This is a genomic window from Paenibacillus taihuensis (assembly GCF_003386535.1).
In the GTDB taxonomy this organism is placed as follows: Bacteria; Bacillota; Bacilli; order Paenibacillales; family Paenibacillaceae; genus Paenibacillus_Z; species Paenibacillus_Z taihuensis.
This window is the reverse complement of record NZ_QTTN01000052.1, coordinates 1-16,384: the sequence shown is the minus strand read 5'-3', so window position 1 is coordinate 16,384 and position 16,384 is coordinate 1. Positions and strand designations below refer to the sequence as shown.

Below are 16,384 nucleotides of genomic sequence, written 5' to 3'. Positions count from 1 at the left end.
CAGCAAGTCATGGTGTACAAACCATCGTTTGGCGATCGGCTGTTTGATTATATCAACTATATTTTATTGACGCTCCTCATGCTTTCCACCTTTTATCCGCTCTATTACGTTTTTGTCGTATCGCTCAGCTCGATTGGAGAGATTGCCAAGCACGGCTCGCTTATGTTTTTCCCTCGCGGCTTTACGCTAGAAGCGTATCAATCCGTAATCGCAAATAACTACATATTGAAAGGCTTCAGAAATACCGTCTTCTACGTTGTGCTGGGAACGTCTATCAACATGATCATGACTATTCTTGCAGCTTATGCCTTGTCCCGGAAATGGCTGATGGGGCGCAAGGTCTTCATGATTATCATCGTAATCACGATGTTTTTCAGCGGCGGACTTATTCCAACTTTTATCGTCATCCAGAAGCTGCATCTGTACAACACCATCTGGGCGCTTATGCTGCCTGGCGCAATGAGCGCATTCAACATGATCATGATGCGCACTTATTTTCAAGGCATTCCAGAGAGCTTGGAAGAGTCTGCACGCATCGACGGTGCGCATGATTTTCAAATCTTATTCCGGATTATCCTTCCGGTCTCGATGCCCATCATTGCGGTAATGATCTTGTTTTATGCGGTTGGGCACTGGAATTCCTGGTTCTCGGCATCGATTTATTTGCAGAATCGGGAGCTGTTCCCGCTCCAATTAATATTAAGAGAGATTTTGATCCAAGGCCGAATCTCCGACATGGGCGGAGATACTTCAAACGTCGCGCACCAAGTGGCGAAAAACTTGAAGTATGCGACGATCATCGTAAGCACGGTGCCGATTTTGCTCGTGTATCCGTTTATACAGAAGTACTTCGTCAAGGGGGTTTTGCTCGGCTCCTTGAAGGAATAGCCTTCCGTCAAAACGCAAGTGTCCGGATTCAGAATCGATTGAGTGCTGGCCTGTTCCAGGCAAATTCTTACTAGGGGGAGTTTTTTATTATGAAGAAAGCTTTCAAAGGAATTAGTTTGGCATTATCCATGATCGTGGTTCTCTCCGCATGCGGCGGCAATGGCAACTCCAACACAACGAATGCGAATACAACGCCCGCGAATACAGATACAAGTGCTAGTGAACCGGCAAATACGGCATCGACCGATAACCAATCGGGCGAAGATGCATCGGCGAATAAGTTGAAAGAATTCAGCCTCTGGACGTGGCTCGGCTCGGTCGAATCCTGGGGCGGGAAAAGCTACGATGAAGTGCTGGCTTACCAGGAGCTCGAGAAACGTTCGGGCGTGAAAGTGAAATACGTGCATCCGACAGGAGATGCAGTAGAATCGTTCAATCTGATGATGACGTCCGGGGAAATGACGGATGCCATCTGGTACCGTTGGAACCCGGAGAGAATGAAGCAATATTCCGATGCAGGCCGCATCATTGACATTTATCCGCTTGTTAAAGAGCATGCGCCGAACCTGATGGCGCTCATGGAATCCGATGCTTCCCTGAAGAAGCAGCTGGTAGACCCGGAAGGACATATGTACTACATGCCTTGGATTACGCAGGATAAGTTCCTTGGATTCGGTGAAGGCCTCGTTCTTCGTGAGGATTGGTTGAATAAAGCTGGCATGGGCGTACCGAAAACGAATGATGAGCTGTATAACACTTTGAAAGCGATGAAAGACAAGAAAGTCAGCGGCACCAAGCCGTTCGTCGGCTTGACCGGTTATGCATCGCAAATCTATAAGCTCTTCTACGGATTCGGTGTTGCTGATGACTGGTTCGTCGATAATGGCAAAGTCGTTTATGGACCTACGTCCGACCGTTATAAGGAAGCATTGAAATGGTTTAACAAATTGTACAAAGAAGGCTTGCTTGACAAGGATTATCTGACAGGCGAAACAGATATCTATAACAAGCATATAGCGGATGGGCAAGCGGCAGGTCTGATCGACAATACGGACGCGGAAGGCACAGCGGCAAAAATGGCTGCGGATGCAGGCAATCCGTTCAAATTCGTCGGTATTCCTTACATGCAGTACAACGGTAAGTCTGTATCCCTGAACTCGACGGCGAAACGCGTTGCCCAGCCTTACGGCTTGGCAATTACAAGCACGGCGAAAGATCCTGCTGGCATCGTCGCTTATCTGGATTACGGTTTCTCCGATGAAGGGAAAACGCTCTTTAACTGGGGTATCGAAGGCGACACATTCGAAGTGAAAGACGGCAAGAAAGTATACACAGACAAGATTATGAAAGCGGCGGACAATGTTCCTGGCGTAGAGATGACCAAATACGTGAATCCATGGTGGATTACGGTAACCGATGCCGATTCCGCCAAAGCGCTTCTGGATGCCGATGGCTTGAAAACACGCGAAACATGGGCTGATGTCGACACTTCAATGGCGTTCGAGCCGACGCTCTTCATGACACCTGATGAAAGCGAAGTGATGTCAAGCGCATCGACGGACATTGCAACGTTCAAGGATTCGATGAGAGACGGCTTCATTACTGGTGCGAAAAACATCGATTCCGAGTGGGACGGTTATGTGAAGACGCTGAACGGAATGGGCATTGAGAACGTACAGAAGGTGCAGCAATCCGCGTACGACAGATTCGCGGCGACGAAATAAGGCAAACGGGGCGTCTCAAACGTCTGTCTCCACGGACAATGGGACGCCTCTTTCTTACCTGCTAATTCCTACAGGAAGCTAATTCATAATCAAGGAGTTGTCATGATGAGCCTAACGGTGAAGCCTTTTTCAGGAATGATTATTACGGAAGATGTCACTTTTGAGCCAGGTGAATACATATTCAAAGACGGACGCGGCATTGTTGTGGCAGGCAGCGGGATTACGATCGACGGCAACGGAGCGGTTATTCGCGGCCGTGGAAAAGTCGGCAGCATTTACAGCTATGCAGGTAACGGTTTGTTCGCGAGCGGTCACAGTGATGTAACGGTGAAGTCACTAATCCTCAGTGGCTTTCAAATCGGGATGAAAATTATGAACGGCAAGAACTGGACCATCGAGGATAACGATCTGTCCGACAATTATACCGATCCGGATTTTGGCTGGGGAGACGGCGAGCCGTTCGGCGCTCTTTATCTGGAGAACGTCTCTCATAGCCGGGTTTGCAATAACAAGGGCAATAACGTATGGAACGGTCTCAACCTCAAATACAGCAATAATAACGTGGTGACCGGCAACGAGATGTCGCATTGCACCAATGTTTGCTTGAAGCTGTGGGGCTCATCCAACAATGAAATTAACGACAATGTCATGAATTACGGCATTCGGATTGCGCCCGGAGAAGTGCATGCGCGTGATTCCTCTTCCGTTCTTATCGAGAACGGCTCTGATAACAATCGATTTATGTTCAATGATTTCACTTACGGCGGGGATGGCGTATTTATTCGTTCGTTGAACGGTTGGGTTAGCCGCAGGAATTATTTTGAAGGCAATGATGCTTCCTACGCGCATAACAACGCTTGGGAAGTGTGGGATCCTGACAATACGTTCGTCAACAATAAAGGGAACTACTCCAGCTACGGTTTTTGGCTCGGCGGCTCCTGCCATGCCGTGCTGATCGGGAACGAAGCGGCTTATAACGGGACAAGAATCGCTAACGCGCCGGAGCCGTTCGGCAACGCAGGCATTGCGGTCGTGAACGGATCAAGCAGCCATTTCGTGATGCGGAACAATCATATTCATCATAACAAAAGCGCGGGTCTAGCCATTGGATTCAAGGAAGGCTACGAATCCTACCACTGGATTATCGAACAGAATGTCATAACGGATAACGATACGTACGGCATCTATTTGAAGCATGCGAACTGGATCGCGATTGCAGGCAATCTTATTGAGAACAACGGACTCGGCGACATTCATGAGGACATGAATGTTTCGAATGTCATTTACAATAAAAGTACTTCCGTACCGGATGCGGAGCCGCCCAAAGCAAACGCGCACATGCTGACATCGCGTCCGGAAGCGGGACAATCCATTCGATTTGAGGCAACCGGCAGCGAAAATATTCGTGGCGAGGCGCTTTCCTTCCGCTGGGAAATGGGGGATGGCACCGTACTCGAGTCCCGTGAAGTAACTCACTCCTATGCGAAGCCTGGCTTCTACAGGGTAGCCTTAACAGTGTCTGACGGCGTGCTGTCGTCACTGGACTGGATCGACATCCATGTCGTTCCAAGCTCGGAATCGGTCGTATTGAAGATGCAGCCGGAGTCGGCAGCACTTTCGGGCATCCCGCAAGATCAATTTGCGGCGCTGCAGGTAGACGGCAAACAGCGTCTGTGCAACGAATCGTCCCTTCATGTGAAATCGACTGCAACACTGACGCAAATTAACATTCCGATTCAGGCAGAGACCAAGCTTGCGGATGCGAGTCAGCTCGGATTTTGGATGAAATACCAGCATGAGGTTAGAGACGGCTTCGGACATGGATCGATAATCGTCAGGCTCATCCAGGATGATCGCAATTATATTCAATATGTAATCAACTCTCCCTTCTATAACTGGAGCAAAATCGCATCGGAAGCGAGATACGGATGGAGCTGCTTCGAGCTTCCTCTCGCAATCCGCGAATCCGACCCGAATTCCGATGCATGGCAAGTAAGCGAAGTGGGCGCTCCAATGCTTGCGCATTTGCAGCAAATGTCGATTTCCTATGCTTCTCATGGCGGTTATTTCAGCGCGTGGCTGACCGAGATTGCATTTACAAACTAAACCGAGGGAGACGTAGACGGCATGACACTAATGAATAATGCAGCTCTCTCGCACCAGACCTTGACGGGGGTGCCGTTCACGAGCGTATCGATCGAGGACCGTTTCTGGAACAATCGGATTCGGGCGACACAGAAGTCGACCCTTGCCGCTTGCTTGACGCAATGCGAAGCAACAGGCCGGATCTCGAACTTTGCCAAAGCCGGCGGCTTGATGGAAGGCGGCTTCGAGGGGATTTTCTATAACGATTCCGATGTGTATAAGGTGCTGGAAGGCATTGCGTACTCGCTCATGATCGAGCGCGATGAAGAGATGGAAGCGCAGGCGGACCGGATTATTGATCTCATTGCTGCTGCTCAGCAGGAGGATGGTTATCTGCAGACGTTCTTCACGCTTGCCGAGCCGGAAAACAAATGGAAGGATATGAACAAGCACGAGGAGTACTGCGCTGGTCATATGATTGAGGCGGCGATTGCTTACAAGCAGGCGACGGGCAAAAGATTGTTCCTCGATGTCGCGATCAAGCTCGCAGACCATATCGATTCGTTGTTCGGACCGGGCAAGCGTCACTGGGTGCCGGGGCATCAGGAGATCGAGCTTGCTCTGGTGAAGCTCTACGTGGAAACAGGCGAGGAGCGCTATTGGAAGCTGGCGTACTGGCTGCTCGAGGAGCGCGGTCATGGACATGGCGTCGGCTACAGCTGGGCTCGCTCGGACTGGGGTGCCGCATATTCGCAGGATGATGTACCGGTGCGGGATATTGAGCGGGTAACCGGGCATGCCGTTCGTGCCATGTATATGTACGCAGGGATGACGGACGTTGCCATGCTGAACGGCGATCAAGGTTATATTGATGCGTTGGATCGGATTTGGCACAATGTGGTGGACCGGAATATGTACATCACAGGGGGCATCGGCCCTTCGCGCCATAATGAAGGCTTCACGGAAGACTATGATCTGCCAAATGACAGCGCATATTGCGAGACCTGTGCCTCCATCGGGATGGTGCTGTGGAATCACCGGATGAATCTGCTGCATGGCGATTCGAAGTATGCGGATATCGTGGAGCGAGCGATGTATAACGGTTCGATTTCGGGCGTTTCGTTGTCCGGCGACAAGTTCTTCTACGTTAATCCGCTAGAGGCAGACGGTACCCATCACCGGGTTCCGTGGTATGACTGCTCATGCTGTCCGACGCAGATCGCGCGGTTTATTCCGTCGATCGGCAGCTATGTTTATGCTGTGAGCGGCAACCATGTAGTCGTGAATCAGTATGTCGCGGGAACAGGGAGCTTGAACCTTGAAGGCGGCGAAGTCGTGCTGCGTCAAGTAACGGAGTATCCGTGGAATGGCCGCATTGCGCTGCGCGTTGAGAAGTGTGAACCCAAGGCAGCGTTCGGGATTTCGCTCCGGATTCCGGATTGGTGCAAATCGTACCGACTTGCTGTCGGCGGGCAAGAAGTGAACGACGCTGTGACCGTGCGGGGTTATGTTCGTTTGCATCAAGAATGGCAGCCTGGCGACGAAATTACGCTGGAGCTGACGATGCAGGTGGAACGCGTATACGCTCATCCGCTTGTTCAGGCGAATGCGGGCAAGGTTGCGCTGCAGCGCGGTCCGCTCGTGTACTGTGTCGAGGAGATCGATAACCTGCATTATGATGCGCTAAAAGTCGATTCATCGACGAGATTCCGTACGCGTTACGAGGCGGATCTGCTCGAAGGCGTTGTGGCTGTTTATGGCGCGAATCCTAACGGCGACGGGCAGTTCAAGGCAGTGCCGTACTACGCCTGGGACAACCGGACGCCTGGCAAAATGAAGGTGTGGCTGCCGGAGCAAGTGGATTATGCGAGGCTGTATCGGTTCTGATCGATTAGGGAAGAAGAGGGAAAAAGCAAAAGGCAAGAGTAAAGCAAAAGCAAAAGCAAAGGCGAAGGCGGTTCTGCCAGGCTCAGATGAGCGGTAGAATCGCCTTCTTTCTTTTCTATCGACAGCGCTAAGTGTGGCTAACGGACCGTAGAGCGCTTATTTGCACGAAATAACCTCTTCGCAAACTTTAACGGACTCCAGCGTCATCAAACGCGCTTTCCATCCCATCAACGCCCTTTGACACCGCGAAGAAGATAAACGGTCCTTCCGACTTCAGCACATGATTCTCGATCAAGTCGTACTCCTCAGGACGATAATCTTGGAACTTGACCGTCTGTGCTTCGATCCTTTGCCGAATCTGATCCATTACGCTTTCGACATCGGCTGTATGCTTCAATTTAATGACGGCAAATTCGTCCGCCTTTACGTTGGATACAGCTGTGTAAAGTACGAAGTCCGACACTACGCTCGGATCTATGTGATACAGCTTTTGCAGCTTCTTCGTATCCCCCGCTTTCATTTGGCTGAAATAAGCCGATTGCCCGATGCGTGTATTAATATCGGTAACCGTTATATTATCGTAATTCCCGCGATCATCCGAGCATCCGCTCAAAATCCCCACGGTCATAGTCGCAAGCAATAAGCCTCTTCGCGGTTTCATTGAATTCCCTCCATAATGTTCAAGATAGACGAATCTTCGAAAAAAGTTTTGATATTGTACAGGATGAGCAGGTCGCTGATCTTCCGTTCCTGGATGAGCGGGAGCAGCGAATCCTCGTAATAGCGCAGGTCGACGACGTCAATCTCCCCGAAGTGCCTCGTCACGAAAGGGATCATGCTGTTGGCATACGAATCTTTGACCACGAGCAGCTTCTTATTCGCCGGACCGTCTGTCAGAATCCGAATCAACGCATGATTGCCGTTCAGGAAGACGCTGTACTTGTCCTTCTTCTGGAGATTGTCCAGAACGTACAGGGAGTCCGACATCGTCCCGTCATCTTCGTACTTGACCTTGACGCTGTTGCTGCTCTTTGCCGCTTCGTTTCCAACAGAATTCATCGATTGTGACTGAGCCTGAGCAGTATGGTCTGAACTGCCACAAGCCCCAGTAAGCTAGATTTGTTTTTCATCAATTTTCATTTCCCCTTCCGTGTGATAAAAGGAACTTTACAGGATGGAGTTCAAGACGATGTGCAGTTGAAATGCAGATCACAAAAAAACGCAGAACCGAAGTTCTACGTTTTGCCGATTTTATTCAATTCCATATAGAACAAGACGCCTTCCTCCGTATTGGCTGCTCCTCGATCATAGAGACAATAATGCTCTCGCCTTCTGGCGTATAACGAATCGCGTTCGTCAGGAAGTTAACGATAACCTGCTCGATACGAAGCGGGTTCGCGACAACCTCGGCAGGGGTGAAGCTGGCATGCAGCTGCAGCCGCCTGTCTGTCATATCTGGGGCCAGCTTCTCACATACTTTGGCTAGAACAACGTCGATGCGGAAGAGGGAGAGCTCCATTTGGTACGTGCCGGATTCATATTTGGCGAGCTCCAGCATGTCTGCAACGAGCAGATCCATCTTCTTCACTTCATCTTCCATCGCACTGAAATAATAGCCTCGTTTCGGACTGTCCGGTTTATCTCTCAGCACATACAGGCAGCTCTCGATTACGCTGAGCGGGGTTTTCAATTCATGGGATACCCCGGCTATAAACTCTTTACGCGTCTGCTCCAGCCTTTTCTATTGCGCAATATCCTGCTCCAGCCGGACGATATGAACATGACAAACTGCCGATTTCGTCATCGGAGTTTACCGGAATCCGAGCGGTGAAGTCGAGTCCCGCTATTTGCTGCGTCGCGTCATTCATCCGCAGAAACGGACGTGCGATGCGGCGGGCATAGTAGAAGGAGACGAGCAGGACGAGCAACAATGCCGCAGCTGCGATATAACCGTAATAATGGCGCATGACGATCGCTGCTTCGTTAACGGGCTGGAGCGATGTCATGGCTATGAGGAATCCATCGTTGCCGGTCTGATTCGACAGACGTTTCACGACAATTTTGTAAGGGACATTGTTTGCTTCGTAATTCATTACGGTATCCGCTGATGCGCTGAAATCTCCGTAAAGCAAGTCAGCTTGAAAAGCTTTAATCCGTTCCAGGAACAGATGGTTCGTGTAGCGAGACTCATTCGTTCCATTCGGCACGCGTGCTTGTGTAACGGTGCCTTGCACGAGAATACTAGGGTAACGCTCATGATATTCAGTCGGACTATTGAATCTCGGAACCACTTCGTATTCCTTGCGAACGAGCGGTTCGTTCTCAAGCCGGTTCTCCTCCCGCAAATTAGCAGCGCTGCTGCCGATTCTCTGCGGGAATAGCTGATTGTTAATCAGGACGCCTTCAATGGCAATGCTTGATGAAGAAATCAGGCTGAAGCGGATTGGCCTCACTTAATTGCTCCACTTCCATCACCGTATACAGAGGAATATGGATCGGCTTGCCGGAGAGGGCGAGGGTATCCGCAGTGTTGTCCAATCGAGCTACGACCTCGAAATCGTCCGTATACTTCAGGTTGCCAAGCGAGTCCAGGCGAGCGGTCCAAGTATTATATTTTTGATAAAATAGCTGTTCGTTCCGGAAAGCGGTCATCGCATCCTTGGCATTCCCATCTTCATGAGAAGCGGCACTTAGAGTCTTCTGAACGCTGCCTACTTTCTGCTGCACATAGATTTGTTTGAAGAACACAGATTGCACAATGAAGAGGCCCGCGATTACAACGGTGCACAGGCTTGCCGTCATCAGAAACAGCTTAATGACGATGCTCTTCCTCATGGGAGTTCCTCGAATTTATAGCCTGACCGAATGACGGTAACGATGTGTGCCGCATGCTCTTCCAGCTTGGACCGCAAATTTCGGATATGACTGCTGAGCGTACGATCGTCCCCGTCAAAATCATAGCCCCATATTTTCGTAATCAACTGATCTCTCGTTAGGATGATGCCTTTGTTCCGAAGCAAACAAGCTAATAGTTCGAACTCTGTATGCGTTAAGCTGCAAGGCTTGCCATCGAGCGTGACCGTTCTGGAAGGAAGATGGAGCGTAATGCCTCCTCCAGATAACGTATCTCCCGCATCGAGGATTTGCCGATTGCCAAGCAGCCGTTTGGCCCGAGCCTGCAGGATAGGAGGGCTGCACGGCTTGATCACATAATCGTCCGCGCCAAGCTCAAATCCGAGCAGCGTATCGTCTTCGTCGGAGCGGATGTCAGCATTAGAATCGGGACGGCGGACTTTCCTTCATCGACCAAATACTCCTTCATAATTTCCCGAAGTACTTGTTGATCCTCCACCACTAAGATCGTTTTCGGCATGTCGGCATCCTCCGTCCATTTTTCAACACGATGTTACCATGTTTAGGTACATGCCTCAACTTATATCGCGAAGTGTCATAGCATAGAAAAAACCGTTTGGCAGGTGCCAAACGGTTTTATTATCGCAAAGCTCAGCTTTGTCTATATGCGGTGGTCACGGTTCATCCATAGCATCCGGGTAGGTGTCATCACCTGGATAATCACGCTCTATGCCTGCATGAAGCTCATGATTCTCGTAGTCGAACCGGTTCGGGGAACGTTGTTCGATCCGCCAAGGCCTGTTCGTGCTCAGCGACTCGGCTTGGACCCGGTTAGAGCCGTAAGAACCATCGGGAAACTCTTCTGCGGCAAGGTCATTGCGCTGGGATTCGACCGTTTTCAAGTCAGAATAGGGCGGGCGATTATCATTAAACATAGGTACCTCCTGATGGCGGCTATTGTTTTACCGTCACAGTGTACCCGGGATTAGTCGGTAAAATTCACCGTTCCAACCACTAATTCTAAAAATTGGCGAAGATCCGCCGCTTCTTCCTCGGTCAGCTTAAATGTAAATTCCAGATAGCCTTCCTCGTCTAGATCATCTTGTCCGATAATTGCGGTACGCCCCATTTGCAGGTCCGTTATGAGCTTCTTGCCATAAAACCGGTTCGTCGTCGTAATCGCAAGATCGAACCGTTTCAAGTTCGGCGTGATGAACGTTACGAAGCGGGTCGAGGTATCTTCCGTAGAATCGGACATAAAATCATAATTCGTCATTTGCATCGACTGTCGTTCCTCCTTTATTTCTCGCTCTATCATAGCATCACTCTTCGGAAAGGGGCAACGATACCGCTCGGCATCATTTGGAAAAATTGGATATTGCCATGGTTGTCCCGCTATGCTATGATGTGAGCAATCAAATCGTTGTACGTGAGGAAGCACCTCTTTCGCCAGTTTACTGGCGTTAGGGGTGCTTTTTTTTTGTTGTACGGTTCCAGCCGTGTAATGGCACCTTACGCTACCCGAGATGATACAACTATACGGAGGTGTGCCTGCATGCAGGTCGTATTTTTGAACACGTTTGAGAAAGCGGGAACAGATCGCGGTGTGGAGCAAGCTCAGTTATCCATCTGTGAGCAAAATGGGGTATGGTCCGTCATTTGGACAGGCTCGTCCAATGATTCGCGGACGGATGAGCAATTTGTCTGGTTCGAAGGCGGGTCATGGGAAGAAATGATGACGTCATTTCGCCACGGCGTTGCGGTTCGCATGGGAGAAGGCTATGCGCCGCTGATAGATGGGATGCTGGACGAGCGCCGCAGCTTGGACGAGAACGGCAGTCTGTTCTCGATGATTCAATGCTACGGAGAGACGAACCCGAATGAAGCCATCTTCGAAGAGCTGCGCGATTGGCGCAGGCGGACAGCGGTGGCAGCCAAGAAATCCGCCTACCTCGTCGCGACGAATCGGATGCTCTGGATGATTAGCAGCTACGTTCCGCAGCAGGCGGAAGAGCTGCTGCAAATTCCCGGCTGGGGCGAGTCCAAGCAGGCGACATATGGTGAAGAGGTGCTGGCGATTACCCGCAAGTTCGAGCGCCAGACGTCTTTTCCGCTTGATTGGGTGGCGGAATCGCTCGACCCAAAGCAGTTTACGGGCTGGATCTACAAGCAGAAGGAGAATAAGTATAAGGCGCAGATGGACCGGCAGAATCAGAAACGTGCGCTGCTGCAGGCAATTGCAGAAGGCAAAACGATTGACGAGCTGCTGATTGAGGTGGAACTTCCGAGAAGAGATCTGATGGACCGGATTGAGAAGCTGGAGACAGAGGGCTACGATATTGAGCCTCTGATTGAGAAAGAGCTGCGCGACGTCCCGCCATCGGAGCAGCAGCAATTATGGGATGCGCTGCTCACAGTCGGGGATCGATACTTGAAGCCGGTACTGAATCAGGTTTACGGCGAGGAAATGATGCAAGGAAGAGGCAAGTCGATTGACCAGCTCTACGACCGGCTGCGGCTATTGCGGCTTCGTTACCGCCGGACGAAGAGCGATCAAGTGTCATAGCGACAACGACGGCCAGATCGGGTCCTCATATTGAATGGTGGCATTGCTTTCGCAAGGAAGCCCGGTTTCGTAGGAGCGGTTCCCGATTAGCAGGGCTGCCGCTTCGCGAAGCTGGTTGCGGGAAGGCGCTTCGCGATTCAACTCCTGCTGCGAGGAATCTTCAGCGCGGAGCCACACAAGGACAGCGCGGACGACCGGAATTGCTTCCTCCAGAGCGATGTCCCACAAGTCCCATACGCTCTCGGTATGTAAGGTTTGTCCGTCGGTTGGATCAAGCCACGGACGATGAGTTTCGTTCAGTATATCCAGCGCAGGCAGCTCGCGTCTAAAGACGAACGGTTCAATTTGGCCCAATGTAAGCAGTCGTTTTATGCCAGTCGGATCATAAAATAGCCGCTGCGCACCGATCATGTCAAGCATCGCATCTCGCCAATCCTCACGGCGAATTCTCGCGGCAAGCGCAGGATAATGGACAGCTGCGATTTGTTCAAATGCATTGACGATAAGCGGCGGCAGCTCGCCGCGAATATCGATATCCTTCCAAACCTCGGTTTTCCACGTTTCGACACCACGGAGCTTTCGTACGATCAGCGTATCCATCATAATTTCGAACCGCTGGTGATCCCATTTGCGTGAGCCGGATCTGCTAAATACGTATGGATGCATCACACGGTCCAGCAGGTGATGCAGCAAGAAGCCAAGCGCATAGACGAGCGCAAATTGCTGTTTCGATTGGGGCGCTGCTTGTCCTTCCAGTGTATCAAGCATATCCATAATAACTTCGCCGCAGTGATGCTGATGCATTTCCGAACCTAGCAAGCTCATGCGGGTATCTTTCTTCCAAGGCAGGAAGTTATGGTAGAACAGAAAATCAGGGCCTTGACAGCCCATATTAAACATTCGTTCCAGGTGCGGTGAAGCGATCAGTTCTGCTTCTCCGAGCTCCTGCAGGCACTTCTGCCCGAATAAGAAATGCGTCCAAATATTCGGCACGTCAATCCTCCTAAGGACTCTATTGTTGAGGAATCACTTGAAATCTTTAAAATATTGCACGAATTGAGTAGTATACTTGACCTAGCTAATCTTGTATAATCGATTAAAGATGAATGCAATCGAATTAAGTCGAAAAGGGGCGCTACACCCAAATGAAGGCCGAATACATTAATCCCTTCCTAGAGTCCGCCAAAGTCGTCATAGAACAATTAATTCAGGTCAAGCCTTCAACGGGCCAACTCGGCGTCAAAGAGATTAAGTTTGTAGAAAACTACATATGGATTCAAATCGGTATAAATGGCCAAATGAACGGCGATATCGTATTTGGCTTAAGCGAGGAAGTAGCGCTCAAGATGGTATCGGCGATGATGGGCGGATTCGTGATTTCAGAGATGGATGAAATGGGTAAAAGCGCGATCTCTGAGCTTGGCAATATGATCAGCGGCAATGCCAGCACGATGTTATTCAACCAAGGCGTACGGGTCGACATTACACCACCGAAGGTTCTGCATTCCGCACAAACCGCAGGCTTCAACGCTTCGAAGGCGTTAACGATACCGCTCATTATGGAAGGCATTGGCGAACTTGATATTCAAGTACTAATTGCATCGTAACACGAGTCAAGCTCCCGGGGGAGCTTTTTTTCGTATTTGGGCTTATTTTGCCTATTTGCACCTGTTGCAGTAAACTGAAAGTTAAGGTGATTCGATTGTTGCATGGGAAAATTGTACTGATTACCGGCGCGGCAAGCGGCATTGGCGCTGAAACGGCGCGGCTGCTAGCGGCTTCAGGCGCGATCCCGATCATAACCGGTCGCAGGCTCGATAAGCTCGAGCAAATGGCATCCTCCCTTACTAGTACGTATGGATGCTATAAGCTGGATGTAACGAATTTTGACGAAATTGTTGCGGTTATGAATCAGGTGACGCAGGATTATGGTCGCATTGATGTACTGCTGAACAATGCCGGCTATGGAGTGTTTGAGCATTTTGCGGATGCGCCGGTGGAGCGTTTCGCGGAGATGATGGACACGAATTATATGGGCATCGTTCGCTGCAGCAAAGCGGTACTGCCGATTATGCAGAGGCAAGGCGGCGGCCATATTATTAATGTCGCCTCGATGGCAGGCAAGCTGAGCACTGCGAAATCATCGGGTTACGCGGCCACGAAGCATGCCGTTCTTGGCTTGACGAATGCAATGCGGACAGAGCTTGCACCGATGAATATCGTTGTTTCGGCGATTAATCCGGGACCGATTGATACGCCTTTCTTACATACAGCCGACCCTGAAGGTACGTACGCGAACAATGTTCGCGGCTACATGCTGACGCCTGAGCGGGTTGCGAAAGCGATTGTACAAATGATTAAACGCAGAACGCCGGAGGTGGATTTGCCGCTGTCGGCTTCTGTTGGCATTAAGCTTTATGGTTTGTTCCCGAGGCTGGCAGATCGTATCGCAGGCCGATGGTTGAACCGCAAATAGGACGCTGCTACATGAGGAGAATTGATAAGAGTGACATGGGAAACATTGAAGCTGCAGCCGCAGCTAATTGAAGCATTGAAAGGAAACAAGATCGAGACGCCTACTCCGGTTCAGACGGCTACAATTCCAGTGCTGATGGAAGGACATGATGTGTCCGCGAAGTCACAGACGGGTACGGGCAAGACGCTCGCGTATATGCTGCCGGCGATTGAGCGCGTGGATGTAATGAACCAGGCCGTGCAGGTGATGGTGCTGGCGCCGACGCAGGAGCTGGCGATGCAAATCTTCCGGGTCGCCGAAACTTACGGCGAACCGATCGGCGTGAAGACGCAGCAGCTGATCGGCGGCGCGTCGATGCAGCGGCAGGTGGAGAAGCTGCGGCTTCATCCGCATATCGTCGTCGGTACGCCGGGGCGTATTCACGAGCTCGTAAATTCCGGGAAGCTGAAGCTGCACCAAATCCGGCTCGTCATTATCGACGAGGCGGATCAAGTGTTTAACCTCGGCTCCACGATTGAGGTGGAGACGCTGCTGCGCGGCATGATGCGCGATCGGCAGATCGCCTTCTTCTCCGCGACGCGTCCGCAGGCAATGGCGGAGGTGGAGGAGCGGTGGATGCGCGATCCGCAGCGGATCGATGTGTCGCCGGAGCAGAATGCGGGCAAGCAAGTGGAGCATTATTTTGTCGTGAGCGAGCGCCGCGACAAGGTGGATACGGCGAGAAGGCTCATTCGGATGCTGAAGCCGAAGTCGGCGCTGCTGTTCATCAATGACACCGATGAAATTGCGAATTATGAAGCGAAGCTGAGATTTGAAGGTTTTACCGTTGAGACGCTGTACGGCGATTCGGACAAGCAGCGGCGCGCGGCGACACTTGCACGCTTCCGCGATGGACGCTGCCAGCTGCTGCTCGCAACGGATGTTGCGGCGCGGGGACTCGATATCGCCGACCTGCCGCTGGTCGTTCATCTCGATCCGGCGCTGGATGCGGATCATTATGTTCACCGTTCCGGCCGAACGGGGCGGATGGGCAAATCAGGCACAGTCTTCTCCATCGTGACGCGGAACCAGCTGTTCATTATGGATAAATTCCGCAAGCAGCTTGGCATCGACTTGCAGGAGAAGACCTTGTTCGCCGGGAAGCTGTGGAATCCCGGCGAAGAGCAGCGCCGCGACTTTGGCCGCGGCGGCAGCGGCAGTGCGCGTCCGGCGGCGCCGGCACGCGCGGCTGCGCCGGCGAGCCCGCGCAGCGCGGCGGCGGGAAGCGCGCCGCGCGCGAGCGAAGGCGCCGGCCGGCCGAGCGGTGCTGGCGCGGCCGGTGCTGGCCGCGCGATAGCCGGCGCTGGTGCAGCCGCAGGCGCGAGAGCAGCGGCGAAGCCGACGAAGTCGAAGCGCGAGCAGGAACGCGAGCGCAAGAACAAAGGCGCGCCGAAGTGGCTGAAGGCGAAGCAGCAGGGCGAGGAGAAGTAAATATCATAGGAAAATGCCGAGGGTGTGGCGAGTTGCACTCTTGGCTTTTTTTATTTCGAATGAAGCAAGCTACGGCTACTAGTCGAAAGATATATTGGATAAAGAGTCAATTTCATAAGTCTATGATCGCTAGGTAGCACTCACTCAAAACCCAAGGATTTTAAAAAAAATCAGGCTGCACAGCGTGTCCTTCTCAATTCTTGGTTCAGTTTATCAAGGGCGAACTTGCATAATGTGTAGGTCAGACAAGTAAGGTCCATCTCAACGAAGGCCCGCTTTTTGCGTTTGCGCGTTCCCGTTAGTCCAAAGTAGCTTTTTAAATAGGCAAATACACGCTCGACAGCTGTGCGACGTGAATACAGTGTTGCAAACTTGCTGCTGCCGCGAGCCGGGACCGTGTATTTGCGGATGTCTTTCTCTCGCTTTATCTTGTGA

General features: G+C 51.4%; 17 protein-coding genes and 1 pseudogene. 8 read left to right on the top strand and 10 right to left on the bottom strand.

Features of this window, described 5'->3' with window-relative positions:
• Positions 1-9 precede the first annotated feature (9 nt).
• The 4 genes from A8990_RS27950 to A8990_RS27935 all read left to right on the top strand — a co-directional run bounded on the left by A8990_RS27950 (position 10) and on the right by A8990_RS27935 (position 6,584).
• Positions 10-888, top strand: coding sequence for a carbohydrate ABC transporter permease (locus A8990_RS27950; RefSeq protein WP_116192304.1), 879 nt, complete (start codon positions 10-12; stop codon positions 886-888).
• 89 nt (positions 889-977) lie between these two features.
• Positions 978-2,612, top strand: a complete 1,635-nt coding sequence (locus A8990_RS27945) for a type 2 periplasmic-binding domain-containing protein (RefSeq protein WP_116192303.1) — start codon at positions 978-980, stop codon at positions 2,610-2,612.
• Between the two features lie 102 nt (positions 2,613-2,714).
• Positions 2,715-4,718, top strand: a complete 2,004-nt coding sequence (locus tag A8990_RS27940; protein ID WP_116192302.1) for a right-handed parallel beta-helix repeat-containing protein — start codon at positions 2,715-2,717, stop codon at positions 4,716-4,718.
• Positions 4,719-4,739: 21 nt separating this feature from the next.
• Complete coding sequence (locus A8990_RS27935) at positions 4,740-6,584, top strand: glycoside hydrolase family 127 protein (RefSeq protein ID WP_116192301.1); 1,845 nt, start codon at positions 4,740-4,742, stop codon at positions 6,582-6,584.
• Positions 6,585-6,771: 187 nt separating this feature from the next.
• Here A8990_RS27935 and A8990_RS27930 read toward each other — a convergent pair whose 3' ends face one another.
• From A8990_RS27930 to A8990_RS27905, 8 genes and pseudogenes are all read right to left on the bottom strand, one after another.
• Positions 6,772-7,245 carry a DUF4358 domain-containing protein gene (locus tag A8990_RS27930; RefSeq protein ID WP_116192300.1) on the bottom strand — a complete coding sequence of 158 codons (474 nt, stop codon included), beginning with the start codon at positions 7,243-7,245 and terminating at the stop codon, positions 6,772-6,774.
• Positions 7,242-7,643 (bottom strand): DHHW family protein, encoded by a 402-nt coding sequence (locus tag A8990_RS27925; RefSeq protein ID WP_116192299.1) that lies wholly within the window; start codon positions 7,641-7,643, stop codon positions 7,242-7,244. Before A8990_RS27925 ends, A8990_RS27930 begins: the two co-directional genes overlap by 4 nt.
• Positions 7,644-7,839: 196 nt before the next feature.
• Positions 7,840-8,274, bottom strand: coding sequence for a sensor histidine kinase (locus tag A8990_RS32405; protein ID WP_245996269.1), 435 nt, complete (start codon positions 8,272-8,274; stop codon positions 7,840-7,842).
• A 28-nt stretch (positions 8,275-8,302) separates the two neighbouring features.
• A complete protein-coding gene (locus A8990_RS32400) occupies positions 8,303-9,037 on the bottom strand; it encodes a HAMP domain-containing protein (protein ID WP_245996267.1) in 735 nt (244 codons plus the stop codon).
• Positions 8,988-9,419, bottom strand: a complete 432-nt coding sequence (locus A8990_RS32395; RefSeq protein WP_245996265.1) for a hypothetical protein — start codon at positions 9,417-9,419, stop codon at positions 8,988-8,990. The genes A8990_RS32400 and A8990_RS32395 overlap by 50 nt, the downstream gene beginning before the upstream one ends.
• Positions 9,416-9,957, bottom strand: a pseudogene (locus tag A8990_RS27915) (response regulator transcription factor). Before A8990_RS27915 ends, A8990_RS32395 begins: the two are co-directional and overlap by 4 nt.
• A gap of 154 nt (positions 9,958-10,111) precedes the next feature.
• Positions 10,112-10,372, bottom strand: coding sequence for a hypothetical protein (locus tag A8990_RS27910; protein ID WP_116192298.1), 261 nt, complete (start codon positions 10,370-10,372; stop codon positions 10,112-10,114).
• 50 nt (positions 10,373-10,422) lie between these two features.
• On the bottom strand, positions 10,423-10,719 hold the full coding sequence (locus A8990_RS27905) for a DUF3055 domain-containing protein (protein WP_181909813.1): 297 nt from the start codon (positions 10,717-10,719) through the stop codon (positions 10,423-10,425).
• A 273-nt stretch (positions 10,720-10,992) separates the two neighbouring features.
• Between A8990_RS27905 and A8990_RS27900 the strand changes: the two genes are divergently transcribed.
• Positions 10,993-12,003, top strand: coding sequence for an HRDC domain-containing protein (locus tag A8990_RS27900; protein ID WP_116192297.1), 1,011 nt, complete (start codon positions 10,993-10,995; stop codon positions 12,001-12,003).
• On the opposite strand, the gene A8990_RS27895 is transcribed toward A8990_RS27900, so the two are convergent.
• A complete protein-coding gene (locus tag A8990_RS27895) occupies positions 11,998-12,996 on the bottom strand; it encodes a zinc dependent phospholipase C family protein (protein ID WP_116192296.1) in 999 nt (332 codons plus the stop codon). The two genes, A8990_RS27900 and A8990_RS27895, sit on opposite strands and share 6 nt — an antisense overlap.
• A 152-nt stretch (positions 12,997-13,148) precedes the next feature.
• On the opposite strand from A8990_RS27895, the gene A8990_RS27890 reads away from it, so the two are divergent.
• The 3 genes from A8990_RS27890 (at position 13,149) to A8990_RS27880 (ending at position 15,949) form a co-directional block, all read left to right on the top strand.
• Positions 13,149-13,610: a chemotaxis protein CheX gene (locus tag A8990_RS27890; protein WP_116192295.1), complete on the top strand. Its 462-nt coding sequence runs from the start codon at positions 13,149-13,151 to the stop codon at positions 13,608-13,610.
• A 95-nt stretch (positions 13,611-13,705) separates the two neighbouring features.
• Positions 13,706-14,479, top strand: a complete 774-nt coding sequence (locus tag A8990_RS27885) for an SDR family NAD(P)-dependent oxidoreductase (RefSeq protein WP_116192294.1) — start codon at positions 13,706-13,708, stop codon at positions 14,477-14,479.
• Positions 14,480-14,509: 30 nt separating this feature from the next.
• Complete coding sequence (locus A8990_RS27880) at positions 14,510-15,949, top strand: DEAD/DEAH box helicase (protein WP_245996263.1); 1,440 nt, start codon at positions 14,510-14,512, stop codon at positions 15,947-15,949.
• 170 nt (positions 15,950-16,119) lie between these two features.
• Here A8990_RS27880 and A8990_RS27875 read toward each other — a convergent pair.
• On the bottom strand, positions 16,120-16,384 hold a 265-nt coding region (locus A8990_RS27875; RefSeq protein WP_147306886.1), incomplete at its 5' end, for a transposase.